16 protein-coding genes are annotated in these 17,008 nt (G+C 69.4%); 10 read left to right on the forward strand and 6 right to left on the reverse strand.

The window, feature by feature from the left end; genetic code table 11:
* From recR to AC0IW9_RS19765, 3 genes are all read left to right on the forward strand, one after another.
* Positions 1 to 594 carry a recombination mediator RecR gene (gene recR, locus AC0IW9_RS19755; protein WP_471650009.1) on the forward strand — a complete coding sequence of 198 codons (594 nt, stop codon included), beginning with the start codon at positions 1 to 3 and terminating at the stop codon, positions 592 to 594.
* 111 nt (positions 595 to 705) lie between these two features.
* On the forward strand, positions 706 to 2,538 hold the full coding sequence (locus AC0IW9_RS19760; protein ID WP_471650010.1) for a calcium-binding protein: 1,833 nt from the start codon (positions 706 to 708) through the stop codon (positions 2,536 to 2,538).
* Positions 2,539 to 2,599: 61 nt separating this feature from the next.
* On the forward strand, positions 2,600 to 3,664 hold the full coding sequence (locus tag AC0IW9_RS19765; RefSeq protein WP_471650011.1) for an SAM-dependent methyltransferase: 1,065 nt from the start codon (positions 2,600 to 2,602) through the stop codon (positions 3,662 to 3,664).
* Positions 3,665 to 3,673: 9 nt separating this feature from the next.
* On the opposite strand, the gene AC0IW9_RS19770 is transcribed toward AC0IW9_RS19765, so the two are convergent.
* From AC0IW9_RS19770 to AC0IW9_RS19790, 5 genes are all read right to left on the reverse strand, one after another.
* Complete coding sequence (locus tag AC0IW9_RS19770) at positions 3,674 to 4,558, reverse strand: FkbM family methyltransferase (RefSeq protein ID WP_471650012.1); 885 nt, start codon at positions 4,556 to 4,558, stop codon at positions 3,674 to 3,676.
* A 258-nt stretch (positions 4,559 to 4,816) separates the two neighbouring features.
* The gene (locus AC0IW9_RS19775; protein ID WP_471650013.1) at positions 4,817 to 4,996 is read right to left on the reverse strand and encodes a CsbD family protein; all 180 of its coding nucleotides are present in this window, start codon (positions 4,994 to 4,996) and stop codon (positions 4,817 to 4,819) included.
* Positions 4,997 to 5,084: 88 nt separating this feature from the next.
* Positions 5,085 to 6,092: an amino acid ABC transporter substrate-binding protein gene (locus tag AC0IW9_RS19780; RefSeq protein ID WP_471650014.1), complete on the reverse strand. Its 1,008-nt coding sequence runs from the start codon at positions 6,090 to 6,092 to the stop codon at positions 5,085 to 5,087.
* Positions 6,093 to 6,104: 12 nt separating this feature from the next.
* Positions 6,105 to 7,442, reverse strand: a complete 1,338-nt coding sequence (locus AC0IW9_RS19785) for an aspartate aminotransferase family protein (RefSeq protein WP_471650015.1) — start codon at positions 7,440 to 7,442, stop codon at positions 6,105 to 6,107.
* A gap of 15 nt (positions 7,443 to 7,457) precedes the next feature.
* Positions 7,458 to 8,282: a MurR/RpiR family transcriptional regulator gene (locus tag AC0IW9_RS19790; RefSeq protein WP_471650016.1), complete on the reverse strand. Its 825-nt coding sequence runs from the start codon at positions 8,280 to 8,282 to the stop codon at positions 7,458 to 7,460.
* A 94-nt stretch (positions 8,283 to 8,376) separates the two neighbouring features.
* Between AC0IW9_RS19790 and AC0IW9_RS19795 the strand changes: the two genes are divergently transcribed.
* Together AC0IW9_RS19795 and AC0IW9_RS19800 are read left to right on the forward strand one after the other, a co-directional pair.
* Positions 8,377 to 10,221 carry an extracellular solute-binding protein gene (locus tag AC0IW9_RS19795; protein WP_471650017.1) on the forward strand — a complete coding sequence of 615 codons (1,845 nt, stop codon included), beginning with the start codon at positions 8,377 to 8,379 and terminating at the stop codon, positions 10,219 to 10,221.
* A 13-nt stretch (positions 10,222 to 10,234) separates the two neighbouring features.
* Positions 10,235 to 11,335: a microcin C ABC transporter permease YejB gene (locus AC0IW9_RS19800; RefSeq protein ID WP_471650018.1), complete on the forward strand. Its 1,101-nt coding sequence runs from the start codon at positions 10,235 to 10,237 to the stop codon at positions 11,333 to 11,335.
* On the opposite strand, the gene AC0IW9_RS19805 is transcribed toward AC0IW9_RS19800, so the two are convergent.
* Positions 11,324 to 11,983 (reverse strand): GntR family transcriptional regulator, encoded by a 660-nt coding sequence (locus tag AC0IW9_RS19805; protein WP_471650019.1) that lies wholly within the window; start codon positions 11,981 to 11,983, stop codon positions 11,324 to 11,326. The genes AC0IW9_RS19800 and AC0IW9_RS19805 overlap by 12 nt on opposite strands.
* Before the next feature lie 165 nt (positions 11,984 to 12,148).
* Between AC0IW9_RS19805 and AC0IW9_RS19810 the strand changes: the two genes are divergently transcribed.
* The 5 genes from AC0IW9_RS19810 to AC0IW9_RS19830 all read left to right on the forward strand — a co-directional run bounded on the left by AC0IW9_RS19810 (position 12,149) and on the right by AC0IW9_RS19830 (position 16,916).
* Complete coding sequence (locus AC0IW9_RS19810) at positions 12,149 to 12,784, forward strand: glutathione S-transferase N-terminal domain-containing protein (RefSeq protein WP_471650020.1); 636 nt, start codon at positions 12,149 to 12,151, stop codon at positions 12,782 to 12,784.
* A 118-nt stretch (positions 12,785 to 12,902) separates the two neighbouring features.
* Positions 12,903 to 13,925, forward strand: coding sequence for an ABC transporter permease (locus tag AC0IW9_RS19815; protein WP_471650021.1), 1,023 nt, complete (start codon positions 12,903 to 12,905; stop codon positions 13,923 to 13,925).
* The gene (locus AC0IW9_RS19820) at positions 13,922 to 15,529 is read left to right on the forward strand and encodes an ABC transporter ATP-binding protein (RefSeq protein ID WP_471650022.1); all 1,608 of its coding nucleotides are present in this window, start codon (positions 13,922 to 13,924) and stop codon (positions 15,527 to 15,529) included. Before AC0IW9_RS19815 ends, AC0IW9_RS19820 begins: the two co-directional genes overlap by 4 nt.
* Complete coding sequence (locus AC0IW9_RS19825) at positions 15,526 to 15,981, forward strand: hypothetical protein (RefSeq protein WP_471650023.1); 456 nt, start codon at positions 15,526 to 15,528, stop codon at positions 15,979 to 15,981. Before AC0IW9_RS19820 ends, AC0IW9_RS19825 begins: the two co-directional genes overlap by 4 nt.
* 2 nt (positions 15,982 to 15,983) lie before the next feature.
* Positions 15,984 to 16,916: a 2-hydroxyacid dehydrogenase gene (locus tag AC0IW9_RS19830; RefSeq protein ID WP_471650024.1), complete on the forward strand. Its 933-nt coding sequence runs from the start codon at positions 15,984 to 15,986 to the stop codon at positions 16,914 to 16,916.
* Positions 16,917 to 17,008: the final 92 nt, after the last annotated feature.

Here is a 17,008-nt window from a genome sequence, read left to right on the forward strand (position 1 = left end):
ATGGCGGAGGACCCGATCGAGCATCTGGTCGGGTTGCTGTCGCGGCTGCCCGGCCTCGGCCGGCGCAGCGCCCGGCGGGCCGCGCTGAAGATGCTGATGCAGCCGGAGAAGGCGATGCTGCCGCTGGCCGATGCGCTGCGCGCCGCGGCCGATGCGGTGCAGCCCTGCGGCGTCTGCGGCAACCTTTCGGCGCAGAATCCCTGCGGCATCTGCGCCGACCCGCGGCGCGACCACGGGCTGATCTGCGTGGTCGAGGGCGTGTCGGAGCTTTGGGCGCTGGAGCGCGCGCATGCGCATCGCGGCCTGTACCACGTGCTCGGCGGGACGCTCTCGGCCCTCGGCGGCGTGGGGCCGGAGGATCTCGCGGTGCAGCCGCTGCTGGCCCGGATCGAGGCCGGGGCGGTGGAGGAGGTGATCCTCGCGCTGCCCGCCACGGTCGATGGCGCGACGACGGCGCATTACCTTTCGGACCGGCTGGCCGCCAGCGGCGTGCAGGTGACCCGGCTGGCGCAGGGCGTGCCCATGGGCGGCGCGCTGGATGTGCTGGACGAGGGTACGCTGGCGGCGGCGCTGAAGGCCCGCCGGCGGGTCTGAAGGCATCGGCCGGGGGCCGCCAGATTCACATGGACGCTGTGGCACTATCCATTTATTGACCGGACAAGACTATAATTCGGTCCAGTGCAAGCCCTTGTGAAGGAACTAGGCATGGTCATCGTCGGGACCGCCGGTAACGATAGTCTCGCAGGCGATGCGGCCGATGATGTCATCTCTGGCCTTATTGGCAACGATACGCTGCTGGGCGGTGGCGGGGATGACAACATCTTCGGCGGCGAGGGCAATGACTCGCTGGCGGGCCAATCCGGCAACGACCTGATCTTCGACACCAGCGGCAGCGATACCCTGTCCGGCGGCGACGGCGACGACACCATCTTCGGTGCGGCCTTCGGCGTCATCGACGGCGGGATCGGCAATGATTCCATCACCGCCTCGGGCCAGGGCAATACCATTGCCGGCGGCGCCGGCGATGACGTCATCACCGTCGGCATCGCCAATGTCGTCACCACCGGCAGCGGCATCGACACGATCATCCTGCCGGGGTCCATTACCTCTTCCAACGACGGCAACGCCGTCGTCGTCACGGATTTCACCGCCGGCGCTTCGGGCGACCAGCTCGATTTCCGGCAGTTGCTCGCCGGGTCCAACAGCATCGGCTACAACGGCGGCAATCCCTTCGGCGCGCTCGGCTACCTGCGGCTGCATCAGGTCGGGGCCGATACCGTCGTCGACTGGGACAGCAACGGCGGCGGCGACAATTTCCTGCCGGTCCTGAAGCTGCTCGGCGTCACGGCCGGCACCCTCACCGCGGCCAATCTCGGCTTCGACCCGAGTGGCGGCAGCACGCCCCAGGGCCAGGTCTTCTTCGGCGCCGGCACCGATGCGACGGTGACCGGCGGCCTCGGCAACGACACCCTGTTCGGGACTGACGGCAACGACCGGCTGGACGGCGGCGTCGGTGCCGATTTCATGCTCGGCGGGCTCGGCAACGACACCTACGTCGTCAGTTCCAGCAACGAGAACGTCTTCGAAGCCGCCAATGCCGGCACCGATACCGTGGTCACCTCGGTCAGCTTCACCCTGCCCAACGACGTCGAGGCCCTGATCCTCGTCTCCGGCGGCGGGCCGATGGCCGGCACCGGCAATGCGCTCGGCAACGTCATCACCGGCAACGAGGCCGGCAACACGCTGGACGGCCAAGGCGGCAACGATATCCTGTCCGGCGGCGGCGAGACCGATTTCCTCTATGGCGGCGACGGCAACGACCTGCTGCAGGGCGACAGCGGCAACGACGTGCTGATCGGCCAGGCCGGCAATGATACGCTGGACGGCGGCAACAATCCCGGCAACCTGGGCGATGTCCTGCTCGGCGGCGCCGGCGACGATACCTACCTCGTCGACAGTGCGCTCGACCTGGTCGATGAGGGCAACCTGCCGGTCTATGCCGGCTTCGGCTTCGGCGGCACCGATACCATCGTCTCCACCGCCAATTTCTTCTGGGACCTTTACTCCATCGGCGAAAGGCTGGTGATCGCCGAGGGCGCCTCCGATCCCGGCGGGGCCGGCACCACCGCCGTCGGCTCGGTCTTCAGCAACGAGATGATCGGCAACAGCGGCACCAATATCCTGTTCGGCCGCGGCGGCGCCGATACCTACCGGGCCGGCGACGGCATCGACTACATCTCGCTCTCGACCCTCGGCGTGCCGGATGCGCCGGGCTATGTCGCCAACGGGCCGAATACGGTGATCGTGGATCCGCGCCAAACCGGCCCGGTCTCCTACGACATCGTCTTCGACTTCGAGACCGGCAAGGACCACATCGACATCACCGCCTACCACGTCGCCTCGGCGGCGGCGGTGCTGGCCCGCGGGGTCGATGACGGCCAGGGCAATAGCTACTTCGCGCTGGGGGACGGGCTCGACTTCGTCTATCTCATCGGCGTGCAGAAATCCGCGGTGACCGCCGCCGATTTCATCATCTGAACGCAGGCGTCGAAGCACGCGATGCCCCGGCCGCCGGCATCCGCCTAGGAAAGGGTATCCCGTGCAGCCGTCACCGGCACCGAACCCCGCGCCGTTGAGCCGGGACGCCGTTCTCTGGGCCTTCCGCATGTTCATCGGCCGCGACCCGGCGGATGAGGCGGAGATCGCCTTCCATCAGCGAAACGCCGATCTCGACACGCTCCGCCGCTGCTTCGCCGAAACCCGGGAGTTCATCGAATTCCAGCGCCGGTCGAAGCCCGAGGACTATCGCGCGCCGCTGTTCCTGCTGCAGCCGCCGGCCGATCCGCTGGTCCCCTGGCGCTTCCAGCCGCCGGAGCTCGCCGCGCCGGTGTCGCAGCTCTGCACGCAAGGCCAGTTCGACGAGCCGATCTTCGCCGAGCTCTGCGCGATGCTGGACATCATCCCCAACCCGCATCGCAAGGTCTGGGAATTCTGCTACGTCGTCGCCGTCATGCGGGTGGCCGGGCTGATGCGGCCCGGCATCCGGGCGCTCGGCTTCGGCGTCGGCCAGGAACCGATCCCGGCGCTGCTGGCGCGGTCCGGCGTCGCCGTCGTGGCGACGGATGCGCCGGATACCGTGGTCCATCTGCAGGGCTGGGCCTCGACCGGCCAGCATGCCGCCGGGCTCGAGGCGCTGGACCGCCCCGCCATCCTGCCTTTCGCCGAGTTGCAGGCGCTGGTCGAATTCCGCCCCGTCGACATGAATGCCATCCCGGAGACGCTGCGCGGCTTCGACGTCTGCTGGTCGTCCTGCGCCTTCGAGCATCTCGGCTCCATCGCGCTCGGGCTGCGGTTCTTCGAGGAAAGCCTCGAGACGCTGAAGCCCGGCGGCATCGCCGTGCATACGACAGAGTTCAACCTGTCCTCGGATACCGAGACCTTCGACACCGCGGGGCTCTGCCTGTTCCGGAAGCGGGACATGGAGGCGATGCTGGGCCGGCTGGCCGCGGCCGGCCACAAGGTCTGGCCGCTCAACCTGCATCCGGGCTCCGCCGCGGTGGATGCCCATATCGACCTGCCGCCCTATGCCCTGCCGCATCTCAAGCTGGCGCTCGGGCAGTATGTCACCACCTCCATCGGCCTGGTGGTGCAGAAGGCGGGCTGACGCCGGCCCCTATTCCCGGCTGGCGAAGTCGAAGGGATCGCGGCTCGACAGGTAGAGCATCGTGTCCTCGGAGGAGGCCAGGATCGCCTCCGGCTCGGCCGGGCGGATCACCGCGTCGAAGCCCAGTTGGCGCAGCGGGAACAGCGCGCCGATCTCCTGCAGCATCCGCTGCGGGTCCTGGCAACGGAGCGCGTTGAACTCCAGCAGGATCTGCACCTCCGGGCTGTCGCGGATGGTCTGCTGGAGACCTCCCCAGACCGCCTCCTCGGCGCCTTCGACATCGATCTTGATGAAATCGATCGGGCCGATCGCCAGGTCGTCGAGCGCCGTGGTCTCGACGGTCATCTCCATCATGCCGGCCCGCGTCTGCTTGCCCGGCAGGGCAGGCAGCAGGGCGCCATTCTTCGGGTCGGTCATCGAGACGGCGAAATGCAGGGATTCATTGCTGCGGGCAGTGACCGCCCGGGCATGGCAGCGGGTGCGCTGGGTGAAGCCGTTGATGTCGATGTTGCGCTGCAGAAGCTCGCACAGCCGCGGATTGGGCTCGAAGGACGCAACCTGACCGGTCGGTCCCACCAGATCGGCCATCAGCACGCTGTAGTAGCCCAGGTTGGCGCCGACATCGACGACGGTCTGGCCCGGCTTGATGTTCCGCCACATGAAATCGCTGACCCAGTATTCCCAGTAGCCATCGAGCATCAGATGCGGCGCCAGGCCGCGGTCCCGGCAATCGACGTAGAATTTGTAGCGGCCGAGGATGCGGCACAATATCGTATGTTGCTCGACAGGAATGGTGTGGCAACGGCGGCGGATGGCGGCTTCCAATCGGGTTCGGTCACGGGATTTGCTGAAGTCCTCGATGTTCAGCAGATCCAGGCCATCCTCAACCGACATGAATAACTCCGTTACGCGCGCGCTTTCAACATAAGCGCGATTATCGGACGGCACTAGCACCCATTCCCCAGGCCGAAGCGTCTGGAAGCCGGTGCGGCACCTGTTGTTTTCGTAATGAACAAGCGGTGCCGGGTGCTTGTTCCGCAACTGGTCGGCCTCGGCAAGCTTTTGCAGCCAGCCATGTGTTGCTGGCACCGATACGAAAAAGGCGCCCCGGCTTTCACCGGAGCGCCTCTTCCTCAGCCAGCCTGGGCCAGCTTAGTCGGTCGCGTCGCGGACCTTGTCCTTCGCGCCGCCGACGGCGTTCTGGACCTTGCCCTCGGCCTTGTCGGCCTTGCCTTCGGCCTGGAGCGCCGCATCGCCGGTCACCTTGCCGGCGACATCCTTCACGGAGCCCTTGATCTGCTTGCCGATGCCTTCGATCCGGTCCTTGTCCATGGCCCTGTGTCTCCTTCGCTCACCACACTATGCGGCGGCGTTGGAGTTAGAACGCGAGCCTAAGGAAAAAGGTTCCGTTGCGTTTTTTTCACCGAAACGGGATGGCGTACATCAGCCCGCCGCCGGTCCACAACCCATTGAGACCACGACGCAATTTCAGGGAGCTGCCCTGCCCGACATTGCGCTCGAAGACCTCGCCATAATTGCCCACCGCGCGGATGGCAGCGAGGGCCCAGCGGTTGTCGAGCCCGAGCCGGCTGCCGAATTCGCCGCCCGTTCCCAGCAACCGCTGGATGGTCGGATTGGCACCCGCTGCCTGGGCCTCGGCATTGGCCGCGGTCACGCCGAGCTCCTCCGCCTCGACCAGCGCGTAATGCGTCCACATCACGATGTTCGACCACTGGTCGTCGCCGTTGCGGGTGAAGGGGCCGAGCGGCTCCTTGCTGATCGTCTCCTCCAGCACGCGATAGGCGGCGGGGTCGCGGGCGCCGGTCAGGGCGCCGGCGAGGGCGGAGGCATCCTGCGTCATGGCGTCGCAGCGGCCGGCGTAGAAGGCCTCGTACATCGTGTCGACGCGCTCGAAGACGACGGGGCTGAACTTGATGTTGCGGGCGCGGAAGACGTCGTTGAGGTTCAGCTCATGCGTGGTGCCCTGCGCCACGCAGATGGTCGCGCCGTCCAGCTCCTGCACCTTGGTCACGTTGGCGTCGCGGCGGATGGCGAAGCCCTGGCCGTCGTAGAAATTCACCGGCCCCTGGTTCAGCCCCAGCGAGGCGTCGCGCAGGAAGGTCTGGGTGCTGTTGCGGAACAGCACGTCGATCTCGCCGGTCTGCAGCGCGGTGAAGCGGGCCTGCGCGGTCAGCGGCACGAAGCGCACCTTGGTCGCATCGCCCAGCACCGCCGCGGCGACGGCCTTGCAGTAGTCGACGTCGAGGCCGCGATACTCGCCCCGGCTATCGGGCGAGGAGAAGCCGGCGAAGCCCTGGCTGACGCCGCAGTTGAGGGTGCCGCGCTGCTTCACGGCGGCGAGGGTCTGCGCGTTGGCGCCGGCCATGCTTGCCACGGCGAATGCCGCGGCCAGGATCCAGGTCTTCACGGTCGTTTCCCCTTATGCATTCACGCTGGCCAGGGCGGCATCGACCGCCGCGCCGAACCGTTCGACGATGGTCTCGATCTGCGCCGCCGTGGCGATGTAGGGCGGCGCCAATATCGCATGGTCGCCCTGGCGTCCATCGATGGTGCCGCCCATCGGGTAGCAGGCGAGCCCCCGCGCGAAGGCTTCCTGCTTCACCCGCTCGTTCAATTTCAGCGCCGGGTCGAAGGGCGCCTTGCTGGCGCGGTCGGTGACGAATTCCACCGCCCAGAACAGCCCGCGGCCGCGGATGTCGCCGATGTTGCGGTGGTTGCCGAAGCGCTCCACCAGCCGCTGCTCCAGCAGCGCGCCCTGGGCCTGGACGTTGTCCAGCAGCTTCTCCCCCTTTATCACCCGCTGCACCGCGACGGCGGCGGCGCAGGCGACGGGATGCGCCTGGTAGGTATGGCCATGCATGAAGGCGCCGCTGCCGCCGTTCAGCCCGGCCACCACGCGGCCATGCACCAGGATGCCGCCGATCGGCTGGTAGCCGCCGCCGAGGCCCTTGGCGACGATCTGGATATCCGGGGAGACGCCTTCCTGTTCCCAGGTATGCAGGGTGCCGCAGCGGCCCATGCCGCTCATCACCTCATCGAGTATGAGCAGCGCGCCGTGCCGGTCGCAGACCGCCTTCATCGCCGGAAAATAGCCGGGCAGGGCGGTGACGCAGCCGAGCGTCGCGCCGACCACCGTCTCCGCCATGAAGGCGATGACGGTATCCGGGCCGAGCCGCTGGAATTCCGCCTCCAGCTCCTCCGCCAGCCGGGCGACGTATTGCGCGTCGCTCTCCGTGCCCTCCCGGTCGCGGTAGGCATAGCAGGGCGAGACATGGCTGAAGGCGGGGGAGAGCAGCGGCGCATAGGGCGCGCGGCGCATCGCATTGCCGCCGGCCGACAGCGCGCCGAGGGTGTTGCCGTGGTAGCTCTGCCGCCGGGCGATGAAGCGGGTGCGCTGCGGCTGGCCGACCTCGAGGAAGTACTGCCGGGCCATCTTGATGGCAGCCTCGTTGCCCTCCGAGCCGGAGGAGCAGAAATAGGCATGCGTCAGCCCGCCCGGCGCATGGCCGACCATGATGTCGGCCAGCTCCTCGGCGCTCTCGCAGGAGAACAGCGCGGTATGCGCATAGGCCAGCTTGTCGAGCTGCGCCTTGATCGCCTCGATGACCTTGGGATGGCCATGGCCGAGGCAGGCGACGGCGGCGCCGCCGGAGCCGTCGATGATCTCCCGCCCGGCCTGGTCATAGAGGTAGATGCCCTCGCCGCGCACCGCGAGGGGCGGGTCGGCGCGCAGGCTGCGATGGACAAGGTGGCTCATCTTCGGTCCTCCGGTTTAGCAGGTGGGCGGTTCGGTCCAATAGGCACCCAGGGTGGCGAGGCGGGCCTCGCTCTCCCGCAGTCGTTCCAGCGCGGCGGCGCCGCCGGCGGCGAAGACGGCGGCGGCCAGCGCCTGGGCCAGCGCCACGCCGGCCGTCAGGCTGGGGAAGAAGGCCGGGGTCGCGGTGGCGAAGCCCAGCAGGTGGTCGGCGCCCGCGGCGATCGGCGCCGTGGGACTGTCGGCCAGGATGACCAGCACCAGCCCGGCATCCCGCGCCGCCGCTTGCGTCGCCAGCGCGGCGCGCGAGTAGGGGGCGAAGCCGACCAGCGCCAGCGCCTCCCCCGGCCGCATGGCGCCGAGGTCGAGGTCGAGCGCGGCATCGCCGACCAGCACCGTCTCCGGCCGGAACAGCCGGAGCTGGTAGTGCAGCAGCGTGGCGACGGCCCGGCAGGACCGGAAGCCGGCGACATGGATGCGCGGCGCCCGGTGCAGCGCCGCCGCGGCGGCCTGCAGCGCGGCTTCCGGCAACCCGGCCAGCGCCGCGATATTGGCCGCCTCCGCCGCCTGGATGGCACCCAGCCCGCCGCCGGGACCGCGGCTGGAATAGGGCGCGGGGCGCCGCTGCTCCTCGATCGCCGCCGCCCGCAGCGCGTCCCAGCCGGGGAAGCCCAGCGCCTGGGCCAGGCGGGTGAAGGTCGCCGGGCTGGCGCCCGCCTCGGCGGCGAGCGCCCGCATGGACCGGGTCGCCGCATCGAAGGGCCGGTCGGAGATATGCCGTCCCGCCGCCGCCAGTTGCGGCGGCAGGCCGGGCAGCGCGGCGCGGAGGCGGTCGGCGAGCATGATCCAAACGTTTCATGAAAGCGGGCTGCGTGCAACGACTGTTTCGGCGCGGCTAATTCTTGTCCCTCGCCCGGCGAACCCCCATCCTGCGGCCATGGATCGCCGCACCCTTCTGGCCTCGGGCCTCGCCCTTCCCTTCCTCCGGCCCGCCGCCGCGCAGGTCGCGGCCGCGCCCTTGCGCAGCCACGCGCTGTCGCTGCTGGGGGAGCCGGCGCTGCCGGCGGATTTCACCCATTTCCCTTGGGTGAACCCTTCGGCGCCGAAGGGCGGCGAGATCGTGCTCACCGGGCTCGGCAGCTACGACAGCTTCAATGGCTACGTGCTGCGCGGCACGCCGGCGGTCGGCCTCACCAACCTCTACGACACGCTGCTGAAGAACAGCACCGACGAGGCGAGCACCGAATACTGCCACCTGGCCGCCGCCATCGAGCAGCCGGCCGACCGCATGGGCGTGAGTTTCGAGCTGCGCCCCGAGGCCCGCTTCCACGACGGCCGCCCGGTGACGGCGGCGGATGTGGTCTGGACCTTCAACATCCTCCGCCAGCACGGCCGGCCCTTCTACCGCGCCTATTGGGCCGATGTGGCGGAGGTGGTGGCCGAGGGGCCGCACCGCGCCACCTTCCGCTTCAAGACGAATGAGAACCGCGAGCTGGCGCTGATCCTCGGCCAGATGCCGGTGCTGCCGCAGCATTGGTGGGAGGGGCGGGACTTCGCCCGGCCGCTGCTGGAGGCGCCGCTGGGCTCGGGCCCCTACAAGCTGGAGCGCTTCGAGAGCGGCCGCAGCCTGACCTATCGCCGTGTGCCGGACTACTGGGCCGCGGCGCTGCCGACGGCCAAGGGCACCTCCAACTTCGACACCATGCGCTACGAGTATTTCCGCGACACCACCGTGGCGCTGGAGGCCTTCAAGGCCGGGCAGATCGACTTCCGCACCGAGAACATCGCCAAGGACTGGGCGACCGCCTACGACTTCCCCGCGGTGCAGCGCGGGTTGGTGAAGCGCGACGAGATCCGGCACGAGATCCCGACCGGCATGCAGGCCTTCGCCATGAACCTGCGTCGCCCGCTGTTCCAGGATGCCCGCGTGCGCCGCGCGCTGATCGAGGTCTTCGACTTCGAGTGGATGAACGCCAACCTGTTCTACGGCAGCTATGCGCGCACCACCTCCTACTTCTCCAACTCCGAGCTGGCCTCCTCGGGCGTGCCGGAGGGGCGGGAGCTGGAGATCCTGCAGGCCTACAAGGGCAAGGTCCCGGACAGGCTCTTCACCGAGCCCTATGCTCTGCCGGTCACCGATGGCTCCGGCAACAACCGGGAGGGGCTGCGCCGCGCGCTGGCGCTGCTGCGGGAGGCCGGCTGGACGGTGAAGGATCGCAAGCTGGTCAATGCCCAGGGCCAGGGCTTCGCCTTCGAGATCCTGCTGAACGGCGCCAGCTTCGAGCGCGTCGCCCTGCCCTATGTGCAGGTGCTGCAGCGCCTCGGCATGGAGCCGCGCGTGCGGACCATCGACCCGGCGCAGTACCAGGTGCGGATCGACGCCTTCGACTACGACATGACGGTGGATGGCCAGGGCCAGTCGCTGTCGCCGGGCAACGAGCAGCGGGACTTCTGGACCAGCGCCAAGGCGCAGGAGAACGGCAGCCAGAACGTCGCCGGCATCGCCAACCCGGTGGTGGACGCGCTGGTCGAGCTGGTGATCGGCGCGCCGGACCGGGCGGAGCTGGTGGCCCGCACCCGGGCGCTGGACCGCGTGCTGCTCTGGGGCGACTACATGATCCCGCAGTGGCATAGCCGCACCTTCCGCGTGGCTTATTGGGACAAGTTCGGCCGGCCGCCGCGCAACCCGAAATACGCCCTGGCGCTGGACAGCTGGTGGGTGGAGCGGGCGCGCGAGGGCAGCGTCGAGCAGGGCAAGCGCGAAGCGAAGCCCCCCCAGTGACGGGAAGCCTGTAGTGGGGGCCTATCTCCTTCGCCGCCTGTTGCTGGTGGTGCCGACCCTGCTCGGCATCATCCTGATCAATTTCGCCGTGGTGCAATTCGCCCCGGGCGGCCCGGTGGACCAGATGCTGGCGGAGCTGAAGGGCGAGGCCGGCAGCAGCCTCGGCCGCATCTCCGGCGAGGGCCAGGGCGAGACCCGCGGCCCGCCGCGCAACGAGAACAGCAGCAATACCACCGGCTATCGCGGCGCCCGCGGGCTGGACCCCGCCATCGTGCGGGAGATCGAGAAGGCCTTCGGCTTCGACAAGCCCTGGCCGGACCGGCTGGCGGAGATGCTGGCCGGCTATACCCGCTTCGACCTGGGCCGCAGCCTGTTCCGCGACCGGCCGGTGGTGGATCTGATCGTCGAGAAGATGCCGGTCTCGGTCTCGCTCGGGCTGTGGTCGACGCTGATCATCTATCTCGTGTCCATCCCCTTGGGCATCCGCAAGGCGGTGCGGGACGGCAGCCGCTTCGACGTGGCGACCAGCGCGGTGGTGCTGGTGGGCTATGCGATCCCCGGCTTCCTGTTCGCCATCCTGCTGGTGGTGCTGTTCGCGGGCGGCAGCTTCGTGCAGTGGTTCCCGCTGCGCGGATTGCTCTCGCCGGGGATGGAGAATGCCGGGTTCGTCGCGCGGGCCGCCGACTATGCCTGGCACATGGTGCTGCCGACCATCGCCCTGGTCATCGGCGGCTTCGCCGGGCTGACGATGCTGACCAAGAACTCCTTCCTTGAAGAGATCAACAAAAACTACGTCACCACCGCCCGGGCCAAGGGCGCCGGGGAGCAGCGGGTGCTCTACGGGCATGTCTTCCGCAACGCGATGCTGCTGATCATCGCCGGCTTCCCCGCCGCCTTCATCGGCATCCTCTTCACCGGGGCGCTGCTGGTCGAGATCATCTTCTCGCTCGACGGGCTCGGCCTGCTGGGCTTCGAGGCGGCGATCCGGCGCGACTATCCGGTGATGTTCGGCACGCTGTACATCTTCACCCTGCTCGGGCTGGTGATGCAGATCGTCGGCGACTTCGCCTATACCCTGGTCGATCCGCGGATCGACTTCGAGTCACGCCGGTAGCGGCTTCAGCGAGAGCACCTTGCCGGAGGCGACGGCATGGTGCTGCGCCAGCGCGAAGGCCGCCGCCACGTCGCCCGTCGCCACCGCCTGCAGGATCTGGTCATGCTCGTCCCAGAAGGGGCCAAGCTTGGTCGGCTCCCCGGCCAGCAGCATGATCGAGCGGCGGACATGGTGCCAGTTCATCCGTGCCGTCGCCGCGATCAGCGCATTGCCGCCCAGCTCGTAGATGAAGTTGTGGAAGGCGAAATCGGCATCGGCCATGGCGCGCAGGTCGCCCTCCGCCACCGCCGCCCGGCCATCGCGGATGATGCCTTCGCCGCGGGCACGGTCGGCCGCCGTCGCGTTGCGCGCCGCGCCCACCGCCGCCGCGCCGTCCAGCGCCGCCCGCATCTCATAGAGCTGCCGGGCGAATTCGCGGTCGAGCGGCGCCACCACCAGCCCGCGCCGCCCCGTCTCCACCACGAAGCCGTCCTTGCGGAGCTGCTGCAGCGCCAGATGCACCGGCTGGCGCGAGGTGCCGAGCCGCAGCGCCAGCTCATCCTGGATCAGCCGCGCCGCCGGCGGCAGCGCGCCGTCGCAGATGGCGTCGCGCAGGCTTTCGTAGACGGTTTCGGTCATCTGCGGCGTGGGCGCGACCTTGGGCAGCACGGCTTGACGAGCTCCATTGCTGATCGGCATCATATCGATACACGGTGTTCGGTATACGAAATTTCATTCGTACGCCGGTACCGTTAGCGAAGCCGATCCATTTCTACGCCCGGCATGACCGCACCACCAGCCCGCCCTGCCGCCGGGCAACGGGAGAAAGCCGCCATGCTGCAGCTCATCAGCGCCACGCCAAGCCCCTATGCCCGCAAGGTCCGCATCGCCCTTGCCGAGAAGGGCATCCCCTTCGAATTGATCACCGAAGTCCCCTGGGACAGCACCACCGCCACGCCGCAGTACAATCCGCTGGAGAAGCTGCCGGTGCTGATCTTCGAGGATGGCAGCAGCGCCTATGAAAGCCGCTACATCCTGGAGGTGATCGAGGCCCGGTGGCCCGAGCCGCGCCTGCTGCCGCCGGATGTCGACGGCATCCTGGCCGCCCGCAAGGTGGAGGTCATCGCCGATGGCGTCTGCGATGCCTGCGTCCTGCTGTTCTGGGAAGGCCACCGCGCGCCGGAGCACCAAAGCGCCGAATGGATCGCCCGGCAGCGCCGCAAGGTGGATGGCGGGCTGCGCGCCCTGGCCGAGATCGCCGGCGACCGCGAATGGATGGTCGGGGACCGCTTCGGCCTGGCCGAGATCGCCACCGGCACCCTGCTCCGCTACCTCGACGTGCGCTTCCCCGCGCATCCCTGGCGCCGGGACCACCCCAACCTGGTGGCGCTGAGCGCACGGCTCGAGGCACGGCCCTCCTTCGCCCATAGCGTGCCGGTGCCGCAGACCATTACCGACAAGGTGGTGTGAGACCGGCCCGGACCATCCTCGTCCGGACCGTTCCCGCCTGGCAAACCCCTTCCTGCCGCTTCCCCGCGCCTGATAGACTGGCGGGGATGACAGGCGCCTGACCCACCGCATGACCCCGATGACCCAACGCCGGCTGGCGAATTTCCGCGCCAACCGCCGCGGCTGGTGGTCCCTCTGGATCTTCACCGCCCTCTTCCTCGTCACCCTCTTCGCAGAATTCATCGCCAACGACCGGCCGCTGGTGGCCCGCGTCGATGGCCGCTGGCTGGTGCCGGTGCTGACGGATTACGCCGAGAGCGACATCCTGGCCGATGGCCTGCCGACCGAGGTCGACTGGCACGATCCGGAGTTCATGCGGGAGGTGACGGAGCGCGGCTGGCTGGTCTGGCCGGCCATCCCCTATGCCTATGCGACGGTCGTGCGCGACCTCGGCCGGCCGGCGCCCTCGCCGCCCTCGGCGAAGAACTGGCTGGGCACCGACGACCAGTCGCGCGACGTGCTGGCGCGGGTGATCTATGGCTTCCGCATCTCGGTGCTGTTCGGCTTCACCCTGACCCTGGCCAGTTCCTTCCTCGGTGTCGCCGCGGGGGCGGTGCAGGGCTTCTACGGCGGGCTCACGGACCTGCTGTTCCAGCGCTTCATCGAGATCTGGTCCGGCATGCCCCAACTCTTTCTCCTCATCATCCTCGCCAGCATCATCCAGCCCAGCTTCTGGATCCTGCTGGTCTTCCTGCTGCTGTTCTCCTGGATGGGCCTCACCGGCGTGGTGCGCGCCGAGTTCCTGCGCGGCCGCAACCTCGACTACGTCCGCGCCGCGCGGGCGCTCGGCGTCTCCGACACGCGGCTGATGGCGCGGCACATCCTGCCGAATGCCATGGTGGCGACGCTCACCTTCCTGCCCTTCATCCTCTCCGGCAGCGTCACCATCCTGGCCAGCCTCGACTTCCTCGGCTTCGGCCTGCCGCCCGGCTCGCCCTCGCTCGGGGAGCTGCTGTCGCAGGGCAAGAACAACCTCCAGGCGCCCTGGCTGGCCTTCACCGGCTTCATCGTCCTCGGCGGGGTGCTGACGCTGCTGATCTTCGTCGGCGAGGCGGTGCGCGATGCCTTCGACCCGCGCAAGCTGCCGGGGGGCGGCCGGTGACGCTGCTTTCGGTCGAGCATCTCACCGTCGCCTTCGCCGGGCGGGCGGTGGTGCGGGACCTGTCCTTCCACCTCGATGCCGGGGAGACCCTGGCGCTGGTCGGCGAATCCGGCAGCGGCAAATCGGTCTCGGCGCTGGCCTCGCTGCGCCTGCTGCCGCCCGCCGCCCGCATCGCGCCGGAGAGCCGTATCAGCCTCGACGGCACCGAGGTGCTGGCGGCCGACGAGGATGCGCTGAAGCGGCTGCGCGGCGGCACCGCCGGCATGGTCTTCCAGGAACCGATGACCTCGCTGAACCCGCTGCACAGCATCGGCCGGCAGGTGGCGGAGGCGATCACCCTGCATGAGCCGATCTCCGGCGCGCCGCTCAGGGCCCGCATCCTCGACCTGCTGCGCCAGGCCGGGCTGCCGCGCGCCGAGGAACGGCTGGGCGCCTATCCGCACCAGCTCTCGGGCGGCCAGCGCCAGCGGGTGATGATCGCCGCGGCGCTGGCCTGCTCCCCGAAGCTGCTGATCGCGGACGAGCCGACCACCGCGCTCGACGTCACCATCCAGGCGCAGATCCTCGAGCTGCTGGCGGAGCTGAAGCAGCGCCACGGCATGGCCCTGCTGCTGATCACCCACGACCTGCAGATCGTCCGCCGCCACGCCGACCGCGTGGTGGTGATGAAGGACGGCGTGGCGGTGGAGCAGGGCCGCACGGCCGAGGTCTTCGCCGCCCCGGCGCATCCCTATACCCGCATGCTGATCGCTACCGAGCCGCGCGGCCGCCCGGCGCCGGTCCCGGCGGAGGCGCCGGTGGTGCTGCAGGGCCAGGGGGTGCAGGTGCATTTCCCCATCCGGCGCGGGCTGCTGCGGCGGACGGTGGGGCATGTGAAGGCGGTGGACGGCGTTTCGCTGACCATCCGGGAAGGCGAGACGGTCGGGCTGGTCGGCGAATCCGGCAGCGGCAAGACGACGCTCGGCCTGGCATTGCTGCGGCTCGAATCCAGCGCGGGCGGCATCCTCTTCGAGGGGCGCGACATCCAGCCGCTGTCCCGCGCCGCGCTGCGGCCGCTGCGGCGGCGGATGCAGATCGTCTTCCAGGACCCCTATGGCTCGCTCTCGCCGCGGCTTTCCGCCGGGGAGATCATCGGCGAGGGGCTGGAGGTGCATGAGCCGGGCCTGACCTTGGCCGCCCGCGCCGCCGCCGTGGCCCAGGCGCTGGAGGAGGTCGGGCTCGACCCCGCCGCCGCCGGCCGCTACCCGCATGAGTTCAGCGGCGGCCAGCGCCAGCGCATCGCCATCGCCCGCGCCCTGGTCCTCAAGCCCCGGCTGGTGGTGCTGGACGAGCCGACCAGCGCGCTCGACGTCTCGGTCCAGGCCCAGGTGGTCGAGCTGCTGCGGGCGCTGCAGGCGAAGCACCGCCTCGCCTATCTCTTCATCAGCCACGACCTGCGGGTGGTCCGGGCGCTCGCGCACCGGATCATCGTCCTGAAGGACGGCAAGGTGGTGGAGGAAGGCGAGGCCGAGCCGCTTACCGCCGCGCCCACCCAGCCCTATACCCGCGCCCTGATGGCCGCAGCCTTCGACCTGCGCGCCGAGACGGGGAGCGAGCGCGGGTGACGGAGCTGGAGCGGTTGCGGGCGTTGCTGGATGCCGACAAGGTCAAGCTCGGCGTCCATATCCGCAAGATGAACACGCCGGGCAGCCCGGTGTACCGGAGCTTCGAGAATGTGGCCCCGGCGGCGGCCATCCTCGTCGGCTCCTTCGGCAGCACCATGCTGGTGCATTTCTACCTCGGCGCCGCGGTGCTGGCGGCCGGCTGCTGGTGGTGGCTGGGCAAGCACATGCCGCGGGTGAAGGACGGGGTCTTCGACCGCACCGCCGCCATGGTCCTGGCCGATGACCGGACCTTCCAGATGTGGTGGGCGCAGGGCGTGCTCAGCCTCTATGCCAAGCTGCCGGGCGGCGAGGAACGCGCCGCCACCGGCCGCAACGACTGGCGGGCCTGGGTCCGTGCCCTGCCCGATGAGATCGAGACCCTGCCGCACGATCGCCGGCACCAGGGAGAATAGCCATGGCCATCCTGCTTTCCACCAAGGCCTCCACCATGGAAGCCTGGCGCGACGCCCTGCTCGAGGTCGACCCGAGCCTCGAGGTCCGGCTGTTTCCGGAGGCGGGCGACCCGGCCGATATCGAGGCCGCGGTCTGCTGGACCGCGCACGACATGGCCGAGCTGCGCCGCTACCCCAACCTGAAGCTCATCGTCTCCATGGGCGCGGGCGTGGACCACCTGATGCGCCCGCCCGGGCCGCCGCCCGGCATCCCGGTGGCGCGGCTGGTCGATACCCGGCTCACCCAGGGCATGACCGAATGGGTGCTGCTGAACGTGCTGCGCTTCCACCGCCAGGACCCGGATTACCGGGCGCAGCAGGCCGGCAGGATCTGGAACGAATTGCCGGCCCCGGACACGGCGGAGCGCCGCATCGGCATCCTCGGCCTGGGCGAGCTGGGCGGCGACGCCGCCCGCAAGCTGCAGGCCCTCGGCTTTCCGGTTATGGGATGGTCACGGCGGCCGAAGGAATTTCCGGGGGTCGAGACCCATCACGGGGCGGAAGGACTGGCGGCGATGCTGGCCCGCAGCGACATCCTGATCTGCCTGCTGCCGCTGACGCCGGATACGCGCGACGTGCTGGATGCGCGGAGCCTCGCCCTGCTGCCGCGCGGTGCCTATCTGCTGAATGCCGCCCGCGGCGGCCATGTGGTGCAGGCGGACCTGCTCGCCGCGCTGGACTCCGGCCAGCTGGCCGGTGCCGCCCTGGATGTCTTCGAACCCGAGCCGCTGCCGCCGGACCATCCGCTCTGGGCGCATCCGAAGGTCGTGCTGACGCCGCATGCGGCAAGCATCACCATCCCGCGTAGCGCGGCACCGCAGGTGGTGGAGAATATTCATCGCGCCCGCCAGGGATCGCCCCTGTTGAATCGCGTGGATTTCGGCGCGGGCTACTGACGCCTGTCCTGGTGAAGCCCGGACTGGACGGATGCGCCGAGCCGGCGAAGATCACCGGTTCGCACCGCGGGTGGCGGCAAGGGCAGGCACCT

The sequence above is a fragment of the Belnapia sp. AC561 genome (assembly GCF_979252845.1).